The 16,708-nt window shown below is 63.6% G+C and carries 14 protein-coding genes and 1 pseudogene; 2 read left to right on the forward strand and 13 right to left on the reverse strand.

Annotated features, from left to right (window positions below):
- Positions 1–447: 447 nt before the first annotated feature.
- The 5 genes and pseudogenes from DVT68_RS20265 to DVT68_RS07350 all read right to left on the reverse strand — a co-directional run bounded on the left by DVT68_RS20265 (position 448) and on the right by DVT68_RS07350 (position 4,310).
- Positions 448–753, reverse strand: coding sequence for a hypothetical protein (locus DVT68_RS20265; RefSeq protein ID WP_147281682.1), 306 nt, complete (start codon positions 751–753; stop codon positions 448–450).
- A 115-nt stretch (positions 754–868) separates the two neighbouring features.
- Complete coding sequence (locus DVT68_RS07330; RefSeq protein WP_158543465.1) at positions 869–1,630, reverse strand: DUF2971 domain-containing protein; 762 nt, start codon at positions 1,628–1,630, stop codon at positions 869–871.
- Positions 1,631–2,314: 684 nt separating this feature from the next.
- Positions 2,315–3,145 carry a hypothetical protein gene (locus tag DVT68_RS07340; RefSeq protein WP_233523391.1) on the reverse strand — a complete coding sequence of 277 codons (831 nt, stop codon included), beginning with the start codon at positions 3,143–3,145 and terminating at the stop codon, positions 2,315–2,317.
- Between the two features lie 197 nt (positions 3,146–3,342).
- Positions 3,343–3,615: pseudogene (locus DVT68_RS20860) on the reverse strand (helix-turn-helix domain-containing protein); the annotation flags it as partial.
- 167 nt (positions 3,616–3,782) lie between these two features.
- Positions 3,783–4,310, reverse strand: a complete 528-nt coding sequence (locus DVT68_RS07350; protein ID WP_114824452.1) for a hypothetical protein — start codon at positions 4,308–4,310, stop codon at positions 3,783–3,785.
- A 762-nt stretch (positions 4,311–5,072) separates the two neighbouring features.
- Between DVT68_RS07350 and DVT68_RS07360 the strand changes: the two genes are divergently transcribed.
- A complete protein-coding gene (locus tag DVT68_RS07360) occupies positions 5,073–5,585 on the forward strand; it encodes an HAD domain-containing protein (RefSeq protein WP_114824454.1) in 513 nt (170 codons plus the stop codon).
- Positions 5,586–5,715: 130 nt separating this feature from the next.
- Positions 5,716–6,168 carry an aminoacyl-tRNA hydrolase gene (locus DVT68_RS07365; RefSeq protein ID WP_114824455.1) on the forward strand — a complete coding sequence of 151 codons (453 nt, stop codon included), beginning with the start codon at positions 5,716–5,718 and terminating at the stop codon, positions 6,166–6,168.
- A gap of 371 nt (positions 6,169–6,539) precedes the next feature.
- Here the strand turns inward: DVT68_RS07365 and DVT68_RS07370 are convergent, their stop codons facing one another.
- From DVT68_RS07370 to kdpF, 8 genes are all read right to left on the reverse strand, one after another.
- Entirely contained in the window at positions 6,540–7,235 is a 696-nt protein-coding gene (locus DVT68_RS07370) for a response regulator (RefSeq protein WP_114824456.1), read from the reverse strand.
- Positions 7,236–7,246: 11 nt separating this feature from the next.
- Positions 7,247–9,907, reverse strand: a complete 2,661-nt coding sequence (locus DVT68_RS07375; RefSeq protein WP_114824457.1) for a sensor histidine kinase — start codon at positions 9,905–9,907, stop codon at positions 7,247–7,249.
- 40 nt (positions 9,908–9,947) lie between these two features.
- Entirely contained in the window at positions 9,948–10,517 is a 570-nt protein-coding gene (kdpC, locus tag DVT68_RS07380; RefSeq protein WP_114825290.1) for a potassium-transporting ATPase subunit KdpC, read from the reverse strand.
- Positions 10,518–10,528: 11 nt separating this feature from the next.
- On the reverse strand, positions 10,529–12,055 hold the full coding sequence (locus DVT68_RS07385) for an outer membrane beta-barrel protein (protein WP_114824458.1): 1,527 nt from the start codon (positions 12,053–12,055) through the stop codon (positions 10,529–10,531).
- Between the two features lie 83 nt (positions 12,056–12,138).
- Entirely contained in the window at positions 12,139–12,342 is a 204-nt protein-coding gene (locus DVT68_RS07390; RefSeq protein ID WP_114824459.1) for a hypothetical protein, read from the reverse strand.
- 15 nt (positions 12,343–12,357) lie between these two features.
- Positions 12,358–14,439, reverse strand: a complete 2,082-nt coding sequence (gene kdpB, locus DVT68_RS07395) for a potassium-transporting ATPase subunit KdpB (RefSeq protein WP_425477450.1) — start codon at positions 14,437–14,439, stop codon at positions 12,358–12,360.
- Positions 14,440–14,460: 21 nt separating this feature from the next.
- The gene (kdpA, locus tag DVT68_RS07400; protein WP_114824460.1) at positions 14,461–16,263 is read right to left on the reverse strand and encodes a potassium-transporting ATPase subunit KdpA; all 1,803 of its coding nucleotides are present in this window, start codon (positions 16,261–16,263) and stop codon (positions 14,461–14,463) included.
- Positions 16,260–16,352 (reverse strand): K(+)-transporting ATPase subunit F, encoded by a 93-nt coding sequence (gene kdpF, locus DVT68_RS07405; RefSeq protein ID WP_114824461.1) that lies wholly within the window; start codon positions 16,350–16,352, stop codon positions 16,260–16,262. The genes kdpA and kdpF overlap by 4 nt, the downstream gene beginning before the upstream one ends.
- Positions 16,353–16,708: the final 356 nt, after the last annotated feature.

Below are 16,708 nucleotides of genomic sequence, written 5' to 3' on the forward strand. Positions count from 1 at the left end.
ACCAGCTACCTGGCCGCCGTGACATGGTCACTGAGAACGGGGCGGAATACCTATATCGGGTCGGAAGCAGACCTAGTAGCAGCGTCGGCAATCAAAACAGATTAGCGACTGTCGCGATGGCAGGAACTGCTATCAAGGCCGCTGTCAGCATCGAGCGTTTTCTGGCTTCGACGAACGACCGGCCGGAGAGCCAAAGAGCGCTGAGAAGGCAAAGGGCCCCAACCATTAATAGCGTGTTGGAGACGCGCCTATGGCTCTCCATGGACAAACGAGCCGCATCCGTCATCGCATCGCCAAGCTGGGACAGGACGCCGTAGTACGCCAAAAGCCAGCCCGTTACGGCCAGGACTATTGCCAAGTTCGCCATCCGACTCACACTCATTCCCCCTCCCAAATCGGTCCGCGACCCCGCTTCCAATACGTCCGCATCGGGTCGGAAGCGGACGCTTAGTCAGCCGCACTTTTTGAAAATCTGCTGGCAAGCCCCCTGCCAGCAACACACGCGACCAGGCAAAGCACTGCCCCGTTCCGCAACCAGTCCAGAAGATCAGACTGCTTCCACGTCACATAGAACACGCGATCGTGATCTTGCATCGGAACCACATGTCCGGTCGCGGGGTCAGGTGACGTCGGCCCTTTGGCGAAACCACCAAATACAGCAATCGATAGCAGGCCAGCGAAGATCCCAGCAAGTCCAAGTGCGTGCGATGTGAAGTCCACGATCTTCAGGAATCTGTCGCGATTCAAAGCCATCCACTGTCCCCTAAGGATGTCCGCTCCGGGTCGGAAGCGGACATTTTTGGCTGATCTAGCCGGAGCGTCTGCTATCGATCTGATGCGGACGCTACAACGCGATACCGCGGCCAAGCTACTGCAGGCGACTGAAGCTCAGCGACCAAGCGTCAACACTTCTACGGCACTCCCAGACCTCTGCGTGAGCGAAACGCTCTCCAACAATGTCACCCACGAACTGCCGGAAATCTCCTGCTGCTTTGCAGCCAAAGTAAACGGCCCGCAGCTCTAAAGGATGGAACGGTACGTCTTCGAACTCCGCGCCGGCATCGCGGCCTGGCCCGGTGTCAATTCGCCACTCGCTTTCGTACTCCCAGGCGGCCGCCTTTGCGTAAAGCGTCTTAAGGGCGAGGTCATGGGTAAGCCTTAGACCGCCTGAAATAAATTCGGAAAGTTCATCTTCGTCAAACAGACACGGCACCTCGCCGCAGTAGTTGACCCTTCGCGCAACTTTGTAAGGGCTATCCACGCCCTCAGGGCTACCGAACTCTAGGGCTAGACCTTGATGACTCTCCGCATAATGCGACCACATTAAGATGCTGTCGCGCACCGCGCTCAGGCAGAGAATCTTGGTTTCAGCCAGCGCTTTCTGCACTTCTTTATTTAGGTTAACCATAACATTCGGTAGACCCTCGAGCGTCTTGATGACGCCCGGGGCTTGTCCTTTATTGAATTTCTCTCGCCCACCCTTGCGATGCAATGCCGCGGTCAGATCAAGAATCGCACCCATTTCGTTTTGGGCAGTGGTGCCCTGCCCGAGGCAGCGGGCCCACATCTTGTCTAAGGTCATTTGCACGACCCGGTCTAGGTCAAACCTGGCCTGCAAATTGACCTGCATGTCGAACGGGTCGTTGAACCGCGATGGACGAGACCAACGAAGTCGACCACCGCCCAAGACAGCTCTGGCTGTCTGTACGCTCACATACTTAAAGAACGACGCTGGCCTGTCCGTCATCCGCCATTTCCGCAGAGAGTGAGTATTGGGTCGGCGCAGGAGGGATCGCCGCAGCCCATCCTGCCTGTCAACAGTCAGAAGCGCCTCCATCGGGACGTTGCAATGAGCGACTTCCGAATCCAAATGGCCTGTGACCGAAGGAGGCTGCCTTTGACGGCGCTTCTTACTCGTCAGCTAGATCACTAGACGTTCTTCTGTGACGCATCAATCGCCTGGTCAATTTTGAGGCAGATCGATTTGCACTTGCTGATGTGCTGATTAACGAACCCAAGCGACAGCTTTTCGGCAAGCTTATAGTCTGCTAGACACCGCTGCTTGTGGGCGGACTCCAGCAATCCTCCGATTAGCTTTAGAGATTTGTAGCTCGAAGCGATGTACCGCTTGGCGAGCTGTTTATGCATCCCTTCGGAGGGCTCCCCCGCGACGATCGCCAGATCCAGAAATCGCAGGGCGTCAACGGCGCGGTGGTAAGACCAATAGTAAGACCGACTCACTGCGTTCCGCAGCTCAATCTCATCTGGCGACGTTTTGAATCGAGCAACGCAATCCTGAGCACTAGCCAGAAAATCATACGAATCCAAAGGCCGGCTCCCCTTGCTCTCGACTCAATTTGACGAAGGTTTGATATAGCTCCAACGGATAGACCACAAAGCTCACCGCTTCGAAGAGTGGGTCGTCGAAGTTGTCAATAAGTGCTTCGGTGATCGCAATGTCATAGTTGGCTCGCGACTCGTCATCCGCAGGACTCGGAAAGCCGAAAATAACGCCGGCAGCCGTTGGCTCGATAATGCAGTTGTATACACCCCGACCGGAGAGCGTCATCAGGGTCTTGCTCGCGAAATGCACCCTCAGTGACAAGCTCGCGTCATCAACCCCCTGCTCTTCCAGAAAGTTGGCAGCCTCGACAATTTCGTCCGGTCCAAAGATGTTTTCAGAACCAGCAAACGCTTGCCTGTTTGCCTCGATATGAATTGCGGCCTCTTTCAAGCGACCAAGCTGCATCATGCAGCCGACATAGTGACGCACATCAATTGGCACTAAGCGCGCGAGAGCCGCTTGAAGAGTTTCATCAAATACCGCTGGCTCCGCCAGTTGAGCAGCGCTGGTCATTACAGCGTGATAACTGTTTGCCGACAGCTTGGGGTCTGCTATTGCGCGACGCGCATGATACTGAAAGTCCTCGACGCCATCTGGCCCGCGAGCCACTTGAATGGCGGCTAGGCTCGCGTGGGCTTTAGAAGCTTCAGACGAAACCTGATGAACAAGCTTAAGTAAGTCCTGCTTAATGCCGTTCCATACGAATACGTTGACTGGCTCCCCGGCTTGGACAGCCAGATCCTGGATCTGGACTCTTCGCAGAATCTCGTCGTGTTTTGCGAGCGGTGACGGAATGACCATTCGATTGGCCTGACATTAGGACGAGTCGCGGCAGGTTCTCTCGAGCGACATTGACGCGAGACTATCCCGCCAGAATCCATTCTGCCATAGCCCAAATTGGGGGCGACCGCCTCCGGTGCCCCTAGCCACTTCTCCTCGAGATCGCTGCCCGCAGCATGCGCCAGGGGCTGCCGCGGCACCAACAGCACAACCAATTCGCAATCCATGGCCGACGCCGCCCGACGCAAGGTATCGACGCGCACGGTGTCGGCACGTTCGCTGTTTTCCAGCTTAACCACGGAACTGGGAAGCACGCCGAGCCGTCGTGCGAGATCTGACTGCGACATGCCCAGAGCATCGCGCGTAGCTGCGACCCAACCTCCCCGCGGGGTGGATCGGAGCTTAGGTAGCACTTGGCGCAGCCAGTCGCCAGCTTGATCGAGCCGTGTCCGGGCGAGGCGGCGCATCTGCTGGGACGTATTGGAGGCCATGGATATTCCCTATAAGGCGGAACGTGCTTGGCTATCTATGCCCTGTAGGGCGCGTCACGTTCGAATCCTCGTGCTTCGTCGTCAAAATTCGGGGCGCTACCAGTTGACTAAGGCGGCGCCGCGGCGCACATCGCGGTGTGGCCAAGCAAGTTGCGCCGCGGTTGCCATTAGCGGCGGGTATTTTGGGTCACTGCGCGGGACCGCAAATCTGCCGAAGTCGCTCGAGGCAGCGCTATGAAGTCCCGCTCCGTCATAACCTCATAGGCGTCCTGGAACGGCAGATATAGCTCGACGACCCACTCCCCTTCCTCTTGCCGCCCTGCGAAAGGATGCAGGATCTCGCCGTCCGTTCGGCGTCGGTCGAAGCGCAACACGCCCGGGTACGGATAAGCGTGAGCGCGCCGCACCTTCAGCATGTGCGTCAGGGCCGCGGAGGAATAACCGGGGTGTGCGCTCGTTTGGCGTTCCGTCGCGGCGGCCGACAGCGCGTCGGCATTGGTTGGGTGGCAGCGCGCCAGGTCATGCTCATCAAATACGACCTCTTTGGCGATATAGGGCGGCCCCTGGTACCAATTGGTGTCGTTCCGGTCGAGCCGAATGGCCAGGATGGTCCGACTGCCCACATCCGTGCATCGCCATCGGAACCCCGCGCCGGCGACAAACTCCAAGCCGATATGAAAATCCGCGGGCTTCACGTTACCTCCGGCCGATGGCCGACGAATGACTTGGGCGATGCGCGACCTAAATTTTCGCCAATGCAGCGTCCGAAGATGAGCCCTGTGATCGCCATGGCCCGCAGGCTCGTAACATTGGTTTGCACGGTAACATTGCCGATGTTACGAAGCGCGGCCTGGCCGGACGCGGGGCGCAACCAGTTGACTATCTGGACGGCTCGCGCGTCGGGCAGATGAGCCCTTACCCAGGTTACCGGCGATCGGTCCGCGCGCGCCGCAAGGCGCCAAGGAAGGCCCTCCAGTCCCGCACGGGGATGCCTGCCTCCGATACAGTGACACCCCGACCCCAGCCCCAAAACGCCTCCTCTAAGCCGGGTGCTGTGGCCTGCGCCACGGCTTCCATGTCCTCAAATAGCACGAAACCGTCCCTTACTTGCACCAAGCGCTCCAGTGCATCGGGGTCGAACCTTTGCCATTCGGCGGGGAAGTGCGCACTCGTCGCCATGACGTCTCCTTCTTGGCCTCGGGCGCTGCGTGATGGCGCTCGGACGGATCATAGTGCAGGAGGGCCTTCACTTCTGTAGTCAACTGGTTGCACTCTCAAAAAAAAAGCGCCGCGATCCCTGCCGCTCAGTGCATGGTGTGCGCGCACTTTGTAGTCAATTGGTTGCACCTTGCGTCGGCAAGTGTGGGGTTCCACGCGCCCGGTGTTGGCGGCGATGCTGCATTGCTTTATGGTCGCTCGCAAGCGACGCGACGGTCGTCGTCGGACAGCGCAGACCGATGATCCTGTATCTCGATTTTGACGGTGTCCTCCATGCCGAAGACGTGGCGCTGGATGCGCAGCATCGTCCTTTCCTGCGTGGGCCGGGCACGTTGTTCGAGCACGCGGACTGCTTGGCGACGGCGTTGGCGCCCTATCCCCAGGTGGCGATCGTGCTGTCCACCAATTGGGTGCGGGTCAAAAGCTTTCGCTACGCCGTTCAACGTCTCCCGCTCGAGCTGCGGCGACGTGTGATCGGCGCCACGTGGCACAGTCGTTTCGCCGTTCAGGACGAGTTGCACTTTTGGTGGCTGCATAGCGCCAGTCGCTACGATCAGATCGTCGGCGATGTCAGTCGGCGCCGGCCGCGGTGGTGGTTGGCGCTCGATGACGACGCCCACGGGTGGCCGGCGAGCGCCCTGGCGCACCTGGTGCACTGCGATTCACAGCACGGCCTCGGCGAGCCACGCGCGCTCCGGCAATTGGAGGAGCGGCTCGCCGCGCAGTGCGCCGCGCGGCCCTCGGCGCCTTAGCGGGTCGCGGCGTGATCGCTGATCGTAGGCGGATGGTTGCGCGTCGCGGGTGGTCGTCGGCAACAAGCTCACCCGCCACAACGTTCAAACCCTTCGTTTCCTCACCTGCTTGATACCCAAGGAAGCCCCCGTGGATCGCCCCCTGGACCCTGATCTCGAGGCCTTGCTGGCGGAGCGCCAGCGCAGCATGGCGTTGTTCACGGCGGACTATCGACCGCTCAACATGTACGTGATCTATCGCGCGGACCTGGCCATGAGCCCGAGCAAGTTGGCGGCCCAGTGCGGTCACGCCTTCGTCAATGCGTACGAGCGGGCGCGGCTAGAGCGCCCGGCCATCACCGCGAGTTACCGCGGCAGCGGCGAAGGCACCAAGGTCGTGATGGAGGCCAAGAGCCTGGCCACGTTGGTGCGGGCTTACCGCGATCTGCAGGCGGCCGCGTTGCCCTATCACCTGGTCATCGATCGCGGCCATCACTGGCCGCCCCACTTCACCGGCGCCCCGATCATCACGGCGCTCGGCATGGGGCCTGTGTTTCGCGACGAGGTCGCGCACATCACTCGGCGCTACCGGCTGGCGCCGTGAGCGCGGATCACGACAGAACGTAGTCAACTGGTTGCGCGCAACCGCCATGGGCACACCCTAGCTGTGTGCCGCTACACGGCCATCCATAGTCTTAAATCCACGGGTGAACAAAGATGACTTTGTTGATACCGCGTGCCATGGACAGGTTTCCTCTGTGAGCCGGCGCTGCGTTCTGGGGCAGTCAGCGCCGGGATGTTGAACCGGAGGCCATCATAACCGCGCGCCACGGGGTGAAAACAGGATTGACCTGCGCCCCCGGCCCGGATTCGCGACCGGCCGACGCCCTGCCCGGTTGTGCGGGCAGGACGAAAAAACGTCCGCCCATCAGAGCATTGGCCGCTCTCACCGGCTGCGACACGCGGACGTCCGGCTCAGGCGCCGCTGAGGAAGCGGTAGCCCACCCCGGCCTCGGTCTTGAGCCAGCGCGGGGCGGTGGGGTCGTCCCCCAGCTTCTGCCGCAGCTTGCCGATCACGATCCGCAGGTAGTGGCTGTCGTGGGTGTGGGTGGCGCCCCAGATGTCGCGCAGCAACTGTTGCTGGGTCACCACGCGCCCAGCGTGGCGCAGCAGCATGGCAAGCACGGCGTATTCCTTGCGGGTCAGCGCCAGCGGCTCTCCGCCCAGGGTCACCTCGCGACGGGCCAGGTCGATGGCCAGCTCGCCGTCGTCATATCGCTGCGGCGCCTCCGGCTCACCCGGTCGGCTGCGCAGCATCACCCGCAGGCGCGCCATCAGTTCCTGGATGCCGAACGGCTTGGTGACGTAGTCGTTGGCGCCGGCATCGAGCGCCTTGACCTTTTCGGCCTCCGCATCGCGCACGGACAGCATCACCACCGGCACCTGGGTCCACTGGCGCAGTTCGGCCAGCACCTCGTGGCCTTCACGGTCGGGCAGACCAAGATCCAGGATCACCAGATCGGGCGAGCGCGTGGCCGCCAGGGCCAGGCCCTCGGTGGCGTTGGTGGCCAGCAGCACCTCATAACCCTCGGCGCGCAGGCCGATGTCGAGGAATTTGCGGATCTGCGCTTCGTCGTCGATGACCAGGACACAGGGAGCGCTGGTACTCATGGCACAGGCTCTCAGCTCTCGGGAGGGGGCGGCAACGGCAAGGTGATGCGAATGGTGGTGCCTACGCCGTCGCCCGGCAAGGCCTCCACGCTGCCGCCGTGGGCGCCGATCATGCCGCGGCAGATGGCCAGGCCGAGGCCCGTGCCCTGCGGCGCGCGGTCGCCGCGCGAGACCGAATAGAACATGTCGAAGATCCGTGCGCGCTCATCCTCTGGAATACCGGGACCGCGATCGGTCACATCGATCTGCACCTGTTCGCCCTTGCTGCGCGCCACGACGCGCACCGGCTCGCCCGGCGGGGAGAAGCGGGCCGCGTTCTCCAGGATGTTGAACAGGGCCTGCTCGATCAGCGCCGGGTGCACGTAGAGCAGCAGCTGGCCGTGCGGCAGCACGGTGTCGAGCTTGAGGTCGGGGAACAGCTTGCGCAGGCGCGTGGTCGACGCGCCCACGATCTCCGCCACGTCGGTCCAGTCGCGATTGAGCTTGAGCGTGCCATGGCCCAGCTTGGTCATGTCCAGCAGGTTCTGGATGTAGCGATCCAGACGCTGGCCTTCGCCGAGGATGGCGTCCAGCAGCTCGTGCCGCTCGGCCGGCGGCAGCTGATCGCCGTAGCTGGCGAGGGTGCCGGCGGAACCGATCATGGAGGCCAGCGGCGAGCGCAGGTCGTGCGACACGGAGGACAGCAGCGCATTGCGCAGGCGCTCGGTCTCGCCCTGCACGCGGGCGCCTTCCAGTTCCTCGGCAAGCTTCGCGCGCTGCAGCGCCTGGCCGATGTCCTGCACCATCGCCAGCGCCAGGCTGCGCTCATCCGGCGATGGCTCGCCCTGCCCTTGCGGGAAGCGCAACGCGGCCACGCCAAGATGGTTGTCGTCGGTGCCCAACGGCAGCACCCAGCACGGCGCTGCGTTGAGCGTGTCCGTGTAGCGGCCGGCCTGTTCGGAGTGTTTTTCGCTCCATGCCGCGGCGCCCATGTCCTGCGAGGTCAGCGGAAAGTCGTGCGGCGAGGACGCCACCACGCGCAGTACCTGGCTGGGGTCCTGCGCCAGCACGGCGCAGTCGCAACGCAGCACATGGGCGAGCGCGGAGGAACCGACCTTGCGGATACCCGCCGCATCGGTGCTGACCGAGAGGCGCTGGCCCAACGCAAGCAAGGCGCGCGCATTCGCGTGCGCGGTGCGCAGCGATTCCACCTGGCTGGCCAGCCGCGTCGCCAGGCGACTGCACACCAGCGCCGCCACCAGGAACAGGCACACCGCCAGCACATCGTCGAAGCTGGCGATGGCCAGCGTGTAACGCGGCGGGGCAAAGAAGAAGTTGTAACCGAGGAAACACAACGCAGCGGTGTACACCGCCACTGCCATGCGTGTGCGCACCGCCACGACCAGCACTGCGGTGAGGAAGATCAGCGACAGGTTCGCCACCGACAGATAGCGATCGGCGATGAACGACAACCCGAACGCCACCACGGTAGCGAGCGTGGCGTAGATGTACTCGCTGCGTCGTCCCCTGCCTCCCGGCATGCGCAGGCGCAGGCGCGACTTGGCCCGTTCGGCGGGCGTGGCGATGATGGTCAGCTCCAGGTGCGCGCCCTTTCGCAGCACCTGCTGGGTGAGCGAACGCCCCAGCATGCGCGCCACCGGACGCTCGCGCGTACGGCCAAGGATGATCTGGCCCATGCCCTCGCGGTCGGCATGCGCAATCAACTCGTCGGCAGGATTGTGGCCGCGCAGCACCACCGCGTCGCCACCGAGGCGGCGCGTCAGGCGCATGGCCGAATCCAGCCGCTCGCGACGCGCCTTGTCCAGGGTGGCGCCAGTGTCGACGAACGCCACGCTCCACGGCGCGCCGCGCCGCTCGGCGATGCGACGCGCCACGCGCACCAGGTACTCGCTTTGCGAGTGACCGTCGATCGCCGCCAGAACGCGGCGGCGCACCGGCATCACGCCGCCACGCGCCAGCATGTGCTCGCGAAGGTCGCTGTCCACATGGCCGGCCACGGTGTCCACCGCAAGCTCGCGCAGCGCGACCAGGTTGGTCGGCGAGAAAAATGCGTCGAGCGCGGCGGCGGCCGTCTCCGGCACGTAGACCTTGCCCTGTTTCAGGCGCTGGATGAGTTCGCGCGGTGGCAAGTCCACCAGCACGATGTCGCGCGCCCGGTCGAGGAAGGCGTCCGGCACTGTTTCACGCACGGTGACGTTGGTGATGCGTCGCACCTGGTCGTTGAGACTCTCCAGGTGCTGCACGTTGAGCGCGGTGTACACCTCGATGCCGGCATCGAGCAGTTCGGCGATGTCCTGCCAGCGCCGCTCGTGACGGCCGCCCGGCAGATTGGTGTGAGCCAACTCGTCGACCAGGATCACCTCCGGCCGTCGCACCAGCGCGGCGTCGAGGTCGAACTCGGTGAAGTCGCGTCCCTTGTAGTTCACCTTGCGACGCGGCAGCTGCTCGAGTCCTTCGAGCAGCGCCGCCGTCTCGTTGCGGCCATGGGTTTCCACCAGGCCGACCACCACGTCGACGCCCTGGCGCTTGAGCTCCCGAGCGGCCGACAACATGGCGTAGGTCTTGCCCACGCCAGGCGCCGCGCCCAGGAAAATCTTCAGGCGATTGCCTCGCTGCTCCTGCACGGTATCGAGCAGGGCGTCGGCGCGTGCTTCACGGGAAGGTTCGGACATGCGATACCAGGGCGTGTCAGTTGTGCAACTACGTTATGCCTTAATGGCCATCCAGCGCCATATTGAGCTTGAGCACGTTGACGCGTGGCTCACCCAGGATGCCGAACTGCCGCCCCGTGGTGGCCGCATCGACCAGGGCCTGCACCTGCGCCTGGCTCATGCCCCGCACGCGGGCCACGCGCGGCACCTGGTAGGCCGCCGCCGCCAGCGAGATCTCCGGATCCAGGCCACTGCCCGAAGCGGTGACCAGGTCCACCGGCACCGGCGCGGTATTGCTCGGGTCGGCGGCGTGCAGCGCGTCGATGCGCTGCTTGACCGCGTCGGTCAGGGCCGGGTTGGTCGGCCCCAGGTTGGAGCCGCTGGAGTTCAGGCCGTTATTCGGCTGCGGCGTTGTCGCCGACGGCCGGCTCCAGAAGTACTTGGGGTCGGTGAAGGACTGCCCGATCAGCGCGGAACCGACCGGCTTGCCATCCTTCACGATCAGGCTGCCGTTCGCCTTCGACGGGAACAGCACCTGGGCCACACCGGTGACGGCCAGCGGGTAAAGCACGCCGGTAATCACCGTCATCAATAGCAGTAGCACGATGGCACTGCGGAGCAACCTGCCCATGTTCATCACCTTTAGTAGTGGAGGATCGCGTCAATCAACGCGGTGGCCTGGTGATTCTTCAGGCCACCGTCATAGGCCGGAAAATCGTAGGCGTACTCGTAACGCAGCTCTGGACGAACCTCCAGATCAGGCGACACCCAGTACGTCATGCCCACCGTGTGACTGGAGTAGCGCGTGGCAAAACCCGTGCGCTGTCCGTCCTGATCCTTGTAGAACTCGTTGCGGATCGAAACGTAAGCCTTGGGGCTCAGCTGGATGTTGAAGTAATTGACGATGCCGTACGCAGGGTTGTTACCCAGCGGAAAATCCGGCGCCTGTCCCAGCGGATAACCTGGTTTGCCGGTCGGCGCCTGGGACTGTCCCGGGCCAGTGACCAGCGCCTGGTCCTTGACGTAGAGGTAGTACGCCTCGGTGAGCATGTGCACGTCCGGCGTGAAGCGGTGCCCCCAGGTCATCACGAATTCCTGGAGATTGTTGTACGTCTGCCGGTCGTTGTTATAGGACTCCACGCAGGGGTAAAGCATGTCGTTGTTCGACTTCGACACCCAGCGCACGCAGGCCTGGCCAGTCAGGCGACTGGTGCTGTCCCAGATGGCCGAGTCGTCACCGCCATGCACGCCGAGCTGCAGCGTCCACTGGTCGTTGAGCTTGGTGCTCGTGATGATGCCCATGTTGGTATACGCATCCACCGTGTAGAGAATGGAGTGCGTCAGAAGATAGTTTTCGGGAGAGAACTGGGCTTCGATGTCCGGCAGCGACAGGTAACGACCCGCCGTGATCACCATGCCCTGGGCCACCCACGGGATGTAGAGGCTCACAAAGGCGATCATCGGGTCGTTGCCGTAGACCTTGCCGTTGAGCGCACTGTTCGGCCGGGGATTGTCGAGCAACTGATCGCTCGTCACGCCCTTCATGGTCGTGTAGTGATAGTCGTAGCCGTACAGATCATCGAAATGGAAACCCCAATCGATGTGGTCGGTCTGTACCGTGTCCGGAACGCGCTGGATGCGGAACAGGAACTGGTCAAACTCCACACGGTTCGGGCGCGTCGCATACGACAGAGGGTAGTTGGTGTGCTCTGACGTGCTGAGGTTTGCCGATGGATTGAACCAGCCGTAGACGTCGATGCGATTATCCTGCATCCAGCGACCTAGCCTGTTGCACCCCATCGCCCTTTCCAGCGGACCTGGCGAATTGGTATTGGGAACGCCGATCGGCGTGTCCACACCGCCGAGCTGCCATTCCGAATTGGGAAACGGCGGCGAGGAGAACGGTGCGTCCATCGCGCGACGCGCCGGCGCCGGGGCGTTGGAATCGGCAGGCTGGGCGTCCTCACGATAGGCGGCAACGAAACGGGACAAGAAGCCGCGCGAGCAATCCGCGCTGGCGGCCGTGGGCGCGGCGGGCGTCGCAGCGCCCAGGTCGGCCGAGGGAGCAATCGCAACAGCCGTATCGACAGACTCCGCCGACGCCATGGCCTCACTCAACGGTGCAAGCGCAAGCAGCAACGCAAACGAAAGCATCTTCCTGGAAATCATAGATAGTCCTGAAAACCGGCCCGGGGCAGGCCGTCCTTAAGGTGTTGTGTTGGGATGACGGGCGGCGCCTCTGCGCGCCGCGGTCAGATGCCGGCGTAGCCGCCGAGCACGTACTCGTCCTGCTCGCTGCGTGGCGCCGGCGCCATCTGCGGGGCCGCTTCCGGCGACCGCGATTGCACCGGCACCGCGATCACCACGTCGCAGGCGCCGTCGTTGGCGGACAGGCGCAATTCCATGTCCGGGTGTGTTTCATCAGGCAGCGAAACGAAAACCTTCAAAGTCTGCATGGCGTCAACCTCGCCTCAAGCCAGCCCCACCAGGACCAGCAGCATGTCGATCAGCTTGATGCCCACGAACGGCACCGCGATACCGCCCAGCCCGTAGACCAGCAGATTGCGGCGCAACAGTTCGCCGGCGCCCAGAGCGCGGTACTTCACGCCTTTCAGCGCCAGGGGAATCAGAAAGATGATGATCAGCGCATTGAAGATCACCGCCGACAGGATGGCGCTCTGCGGCGTGGCGAGGCGCATCACGTTCAGGCTGTTGAGCGCCGGATAGGTGGTGGCGAATGCCGCCGGAATGATGGCGAAGTACTTGGCCACGTCGTTGGCGATCGAGAACGTGGTGAGCGAACCGCGCGTGATCAGCATCTGCTTGCCGATCTCCACCACCTCGATCAGCTTGGTCGGGTTGGAGTCGAGGTCAACCATGTTGCCGGCTTCCTTGGCCGCCTGGGTGCCGGTGTTCATCGCCACCGCCACGTCGGCCTGGGCCAGCGCCGGCGCATCGTTGGTGCCGTCGCCGCACATCGCCACCAGGCGGTTTTCGGCCTGGATCTTGCGGATCAGCTTGAGCTTGGCTTCCGGGGTGGCCTCGGCGAGGAAGTCGTCCACGCCCGCCTCGGCGGCAATGGCCGCGGCGGTGAGCGGGTTGTCGCCGGTGATCATGATGGTCTTGATGCCCATCCGGCGCATTTCGGCAAAGCGCTCGCGGATGCCGCCCTTCACGATGTCCTTCAGCTCGATCACGCCCAGCGCGGTAGCGCCCTCGGTGACGATCAGCGGCGTGGCGCCACGGCGCGCGATGGCCTCCGCCATGCGCTTGACCAGCGGCGGCAGGTGGCTGCCCTCGGCTTCGAGGTAACGCTCCACCGCGTCGAGCGCGCCCTTGCGAATGCGGCGATCACCGATATTGACGCCGCTCATGCGGGTCTGCGCGGTGAACGGCACGAACTCGGCGTGGCCTTCTTCCAACTGGCGCTCGCGGATGCCGAAGCGCTCCTTGGCAAGCACCACCACGCTGCGGCCTTCCGGCGTTTCGTCGGCCAGCGAGGCGAGCTGCGCGGCGTCGGCCAGGCGGCTCTCCTCCACGCCCGGAGCCGACAGGAAGGCCACCGCCTGGCGATTGCCCAGGGTGATGGTGCCTGTCTTGTCGAGCAACAGCACGTCCACGTCACCCGCTGCTTCCACTGCACGGCCGGAGGTGGCGATCACGTTGGCGCGGATCATGCGGTCCATGCCGGCGATGCCGATGGCGGAGAGCAAGGCGCCAATGGTGGTGGGGATCAGGCACACCAGCAGCGCCACCAGCACGGTGATGGTGATCGGGCTGCCCGAACCGGCCACCTGCACGCTGAAGATCGAATACGGCAGCAGCGTGGCGCAGGCCAGCAGGAAAATCAGGGTGAACTTGGCGAGCAGGATGGTCAGCGCGATCTCGTTCGGCGTCTTGCGGCGCGAAGCGCCCTCCACCATCGAGATCATGCGGTCCAGGAAGCTCTCGCCCGGATTGGCGGTGACGCGCACCACCAGCCAGTCCGACAGCACCCGGGTGCCGCCGGTGACCGCGCTGCGGTCGCCGCCCGACTCGCGGATCACCGGCGCGGACTCGCCGGTGATCGCGCTCTCGTCGACGCTGGCGGCGCCCACCACCACTTCACCGTCACCGGGGATCTGCTCGCCCGCCTCCACCAGCACGTGGTGACCCACGCGCAGTTCGGAAGACGGTGTGAACGTCACCGCAGCCTCGCGGTCAGGCGAAGCCAGACGCTTGGCGATCACGTCCTTGCGCGAACTGCGCAGCGCGGCGGCCTGCGCCTTGCCGCGCCCTTCGGCGACGGCTTCGGCGAAGTTGGCGAACAGCAGCGTGAACCACAGCCAGATCGTCACCCAGAAGATGAACGAGGTTGGCGCCTCGCCGTGTCCGGTCAGCGCCTGCACCCACAGCAGGGTGGTCAGGATGCTGCACACGAACACCACGAACATGACCGGATTGCGGAACTGCTGCCGCGGAGAGAGCTTGCGGAACGAATCCGCGATCGCCCTTAGGATCAGATCGCGGTCGAAAGTCTTCACCGCATGAACATGGTTATGCATGGTCGTCATGAATCTTCAGTCCTGTGGATATCAGCGAACCGACATCAGGAATTCGGCGATCGGGCCCAGCGCAAGCGCGGGCAGGAAAGTCAGGGCGCCGACCACGATCACCACGCAGGCCAGCAGCGTGACGAACAGCGGCGTATGGGTGGGCAGCGTGCCCGCCGACGGCGGCACGTGGCGCTTGGCGGCGAGCGAGCCGGCCATGGCCAACATGGCGATCGCCAGCAGGAAGCGCGAGAAGTACATGCACACGCTCAGCAGAACGTTCCAGAACGGCGTGTTGGCTGAGAGACCGGCGAAGGCGCTCCCGTTATTGTTGGAGGCCGACGACACCGCGTAGAGGATCTCGCTGAAGCCATGGGCGCCGGGGTTGGCCACGGCGGCCACGCCAGCCGGCGTCATCACCGCGATGGCCGTGCAGATCACCACCAGGGCGCAGGGCACGAGCACGGCGAGGCTGGCCATCTTCATCTCGTGCGCCTCGATCTTCTTGCCCAGGTATTCGGGCGTGCGGCCCACCATGAGACCGGCGATGAAGACCGCGACCACCGCGAAGGCGAGCATGCCGTACAGGCCCGAACCCACGCCGCCGAAAATCACCTCGCCCAGCTGCATGAGCCACATCGGCACCAGGCCGCCGAGCGGCGTGAACGAATCGTGCATGCCGTTCACGGCGCCACACGAAGCGGCGGTGGTGATGGTGGCGAAGAGGCCGGTCGCGGCGATGCCGAAGCGCGTCTCCTTGCCTTCCATGTTGCCGCCGGCCTGCATCGCCGAAGCGTGCTGGTCGACGGCCAGACCGTGCAGCGCCGGATTGCCGGCCTGTTCGGCCGCGATCGCGCCGAAGGCGAGCGGGACAAAGATCAGCAACATGGTGGCGAGGATCGCCCAGCCCTGGCGGCGATCACCCACCATGCTGCCGAACGTGTAACAGAGTCCCCCGGGAATCAGGAAGATCGCCAGCATCTCGATGAAGTTGCTGAACGGGGTCGGATTCTCGTACGGATGCGCCGAGTTGGTGTTGAAGAAGCCGCCGCCATTGGTGCCCAGGTGCTTGATCGCGATCTGCGAAGCCGCAGGACCCATCGGCAAGGTCTGCGTGGTGACCACGCTTTCCTTGGTGACATCCTTGCCCGCGGCATCCTTCACGGTATTGCCGGCCGCATCCTTCACTGTCTCCACCGCCGTGGTGTTCTGCATCAGCGGAACGTCGACGTACGCCTTGAAGTTCTGCACCACGCCCTGCGACGCGAGCAGCAGCGCGATGACGAACGAGAACGGCATCAACACGTACAGCGTGCTGCGGGTCATGTCGACCCAGAAATTGCCGACGCTGTCGGCGCTGTGGCGGGTGAAGCCACGCACCACGGCTACGAGCACCGCAATGCCGGTCGCCGCGGACAGGAAGTTCTGCACCGCCAGGCCCGCCATCTGGGTCAGGTAGCTCATGGTGTTTTCGCCACCATAGGCCTGCCAGTTGGTGTTGGTGATGAAGCTGATGGCGGTGTTGACCGCCAGGTCCGGCGCCAGCGCGTCGAAGTGCTGCGGATTGAGCGGCAGCCATTGCTGCAGGCGCGACAGGGCATACACGGCCAACATGCCGGCCATGTTGAACAACAGCATGGCGAGGGCGTACTTGCGCCAGCCCATCTGCTGTTCGGCATCCACGCCGGCCAGGCGATAGAGCACGCGCTCCACACCGCCACCGAAGCGGGTGACGCCATTGGGCGTATCGGAGAACGCCAGGGCCATGTAACTGCCGACCGGCTTGACCAGCACCAGCAGCACGGCCAGGTAAAGCACGACCTGGAAGAAGTCAAAGGTGGTCATTCGAACCACTCCGGCTTGAGCAGGGCCACGCACAGATAGCCCGTCAGGGCCACCGCGATCACGGCAGCCGCGAAATAGATTGCGTTCATGGGTGGATCTCCCGAAGGAAAAGCGTTTGCCGATACATGCGCCGCCGCACCGGGCGACGCGCGGCCATCAGGGGCGTCGGCCCAGGCGGTCGCACATCATCAGAAAGCCGATGGCGGCCGCGAACAGCACGAAGGAGAACAGGAGGTAGATAACGTCCATGGGGACCGATTCACCGTGTCAGTTGACGGTGCAAATTGTCGGAACCGGCGCATAAGAAAGGGGTACACAACCCCTGTCTGGGCGTATACAACGCGTAAAATTTTGACGCTGCGCGGCTCGCGTCGCCGCGCCATCACATTCGGCTTGCGCCGGACTGACGCGCAGCCAACACCATCGCCCGCCGGGCGGGCGGTCA

Origin of the sequence: Dyella solisilvae, assembly GCF_003351225.1 — a bacterium.
In the GTDB taxonomy this organism is placed as follows: Bacteria; Pseudomonadota; Gammaproteobacteria; order Xanthomonadales; family Rhodanobacteraceae; genus Dyella; species Dyella solisilvae.

Excerpts from the sequence above, each read along its gene's own strand:
- DVT68_RS20265 (WP_147281682.1), bottom strand. The coding sequence starts at position 753 with ATGGCTTTGAATCGCGACAGATTCCTGAAGATCGTGGACTTCACATCG.
- DVT68_RS07330 (WP_158543465.1), bottom strand. The coding sequence starts at position 1,630 with ATGCAGGTCAATTTGCAGGCCAGGTTTGACCTAGACCGGGTCGTGCAA.
- DVT68_RS07340 (WP_233523391.1), bottom strand. The coding sequence starts at position 3,145 with ATGGTCATTCCGTCACCGCTCGCAAAACACGACGAGATTCTGCGAAGA.
- DVT68_RS07360 (WP_114824454.1), top strand. The coding sequence starts at position 5,073 with ATGATCCTGTATCTCGATTTTGACGGTGTCCTCCATGCCGAAGACGTG.
- DVT68_RS07370 (WP_114824456.1), bottom strand. The coding sequence starts at position 7,235 with ATGAGTACCAGCGCTCCCTGTGTCCTGGTCATCGACGACGAAGCGCAG.
- DVT68_RS07375 (WP_114824457.1), bottom strand. The coding sequence starts at position 9,907 with ATGTCCGAACCTTCCCGTGAAGCACGCGCCGACGCCCTGCTCGATACC.
- kdpC (WP_114825290.1), bottom strand. The coding sequence starts at position 10,517 with ATGGGCAGGTTGCTCCGCAGTGCCATCGTGCTACTGCTATTGATGACG.
- DVT68_RS07385 (WP_114824458.1), bottom strand. The coding sequence starts at position 12,055 with ATGATTTCCAGGAAGATGCTTTCGTTTGCGTTGCTGCTTGCGCTTGCA.
- DVT68_RS07390 (WP_114824459.1), bottom strand. The coding sequence starts at position 12,342 with ATGCAGACTTTGAAGGTTTTCGTTTCGCTGCCTGATGAAACACACCCG.
- kdpB (WP_425477450.1), bottom strand. The coding sequence starts at position 14,439 with ATGACGACCATGCATAACCATGTTCATGCGGTGAAGACTTTCGACCGC.
- kdpA (WP_114824460.1), bottom strand. The coding sequence starts at position 16,263 with ATGACCACCTTTGACTTCTTCCAGGTCGTGCTTTACCTGGCCGTGCTG.
- kdpF (WP_114824461.1), bottom strand. The coding sequence starts at position 16,352 with ATGAACGCAATCTATTTCGCGGCTGCCGTGATCGCGGTGGCCCTGACG.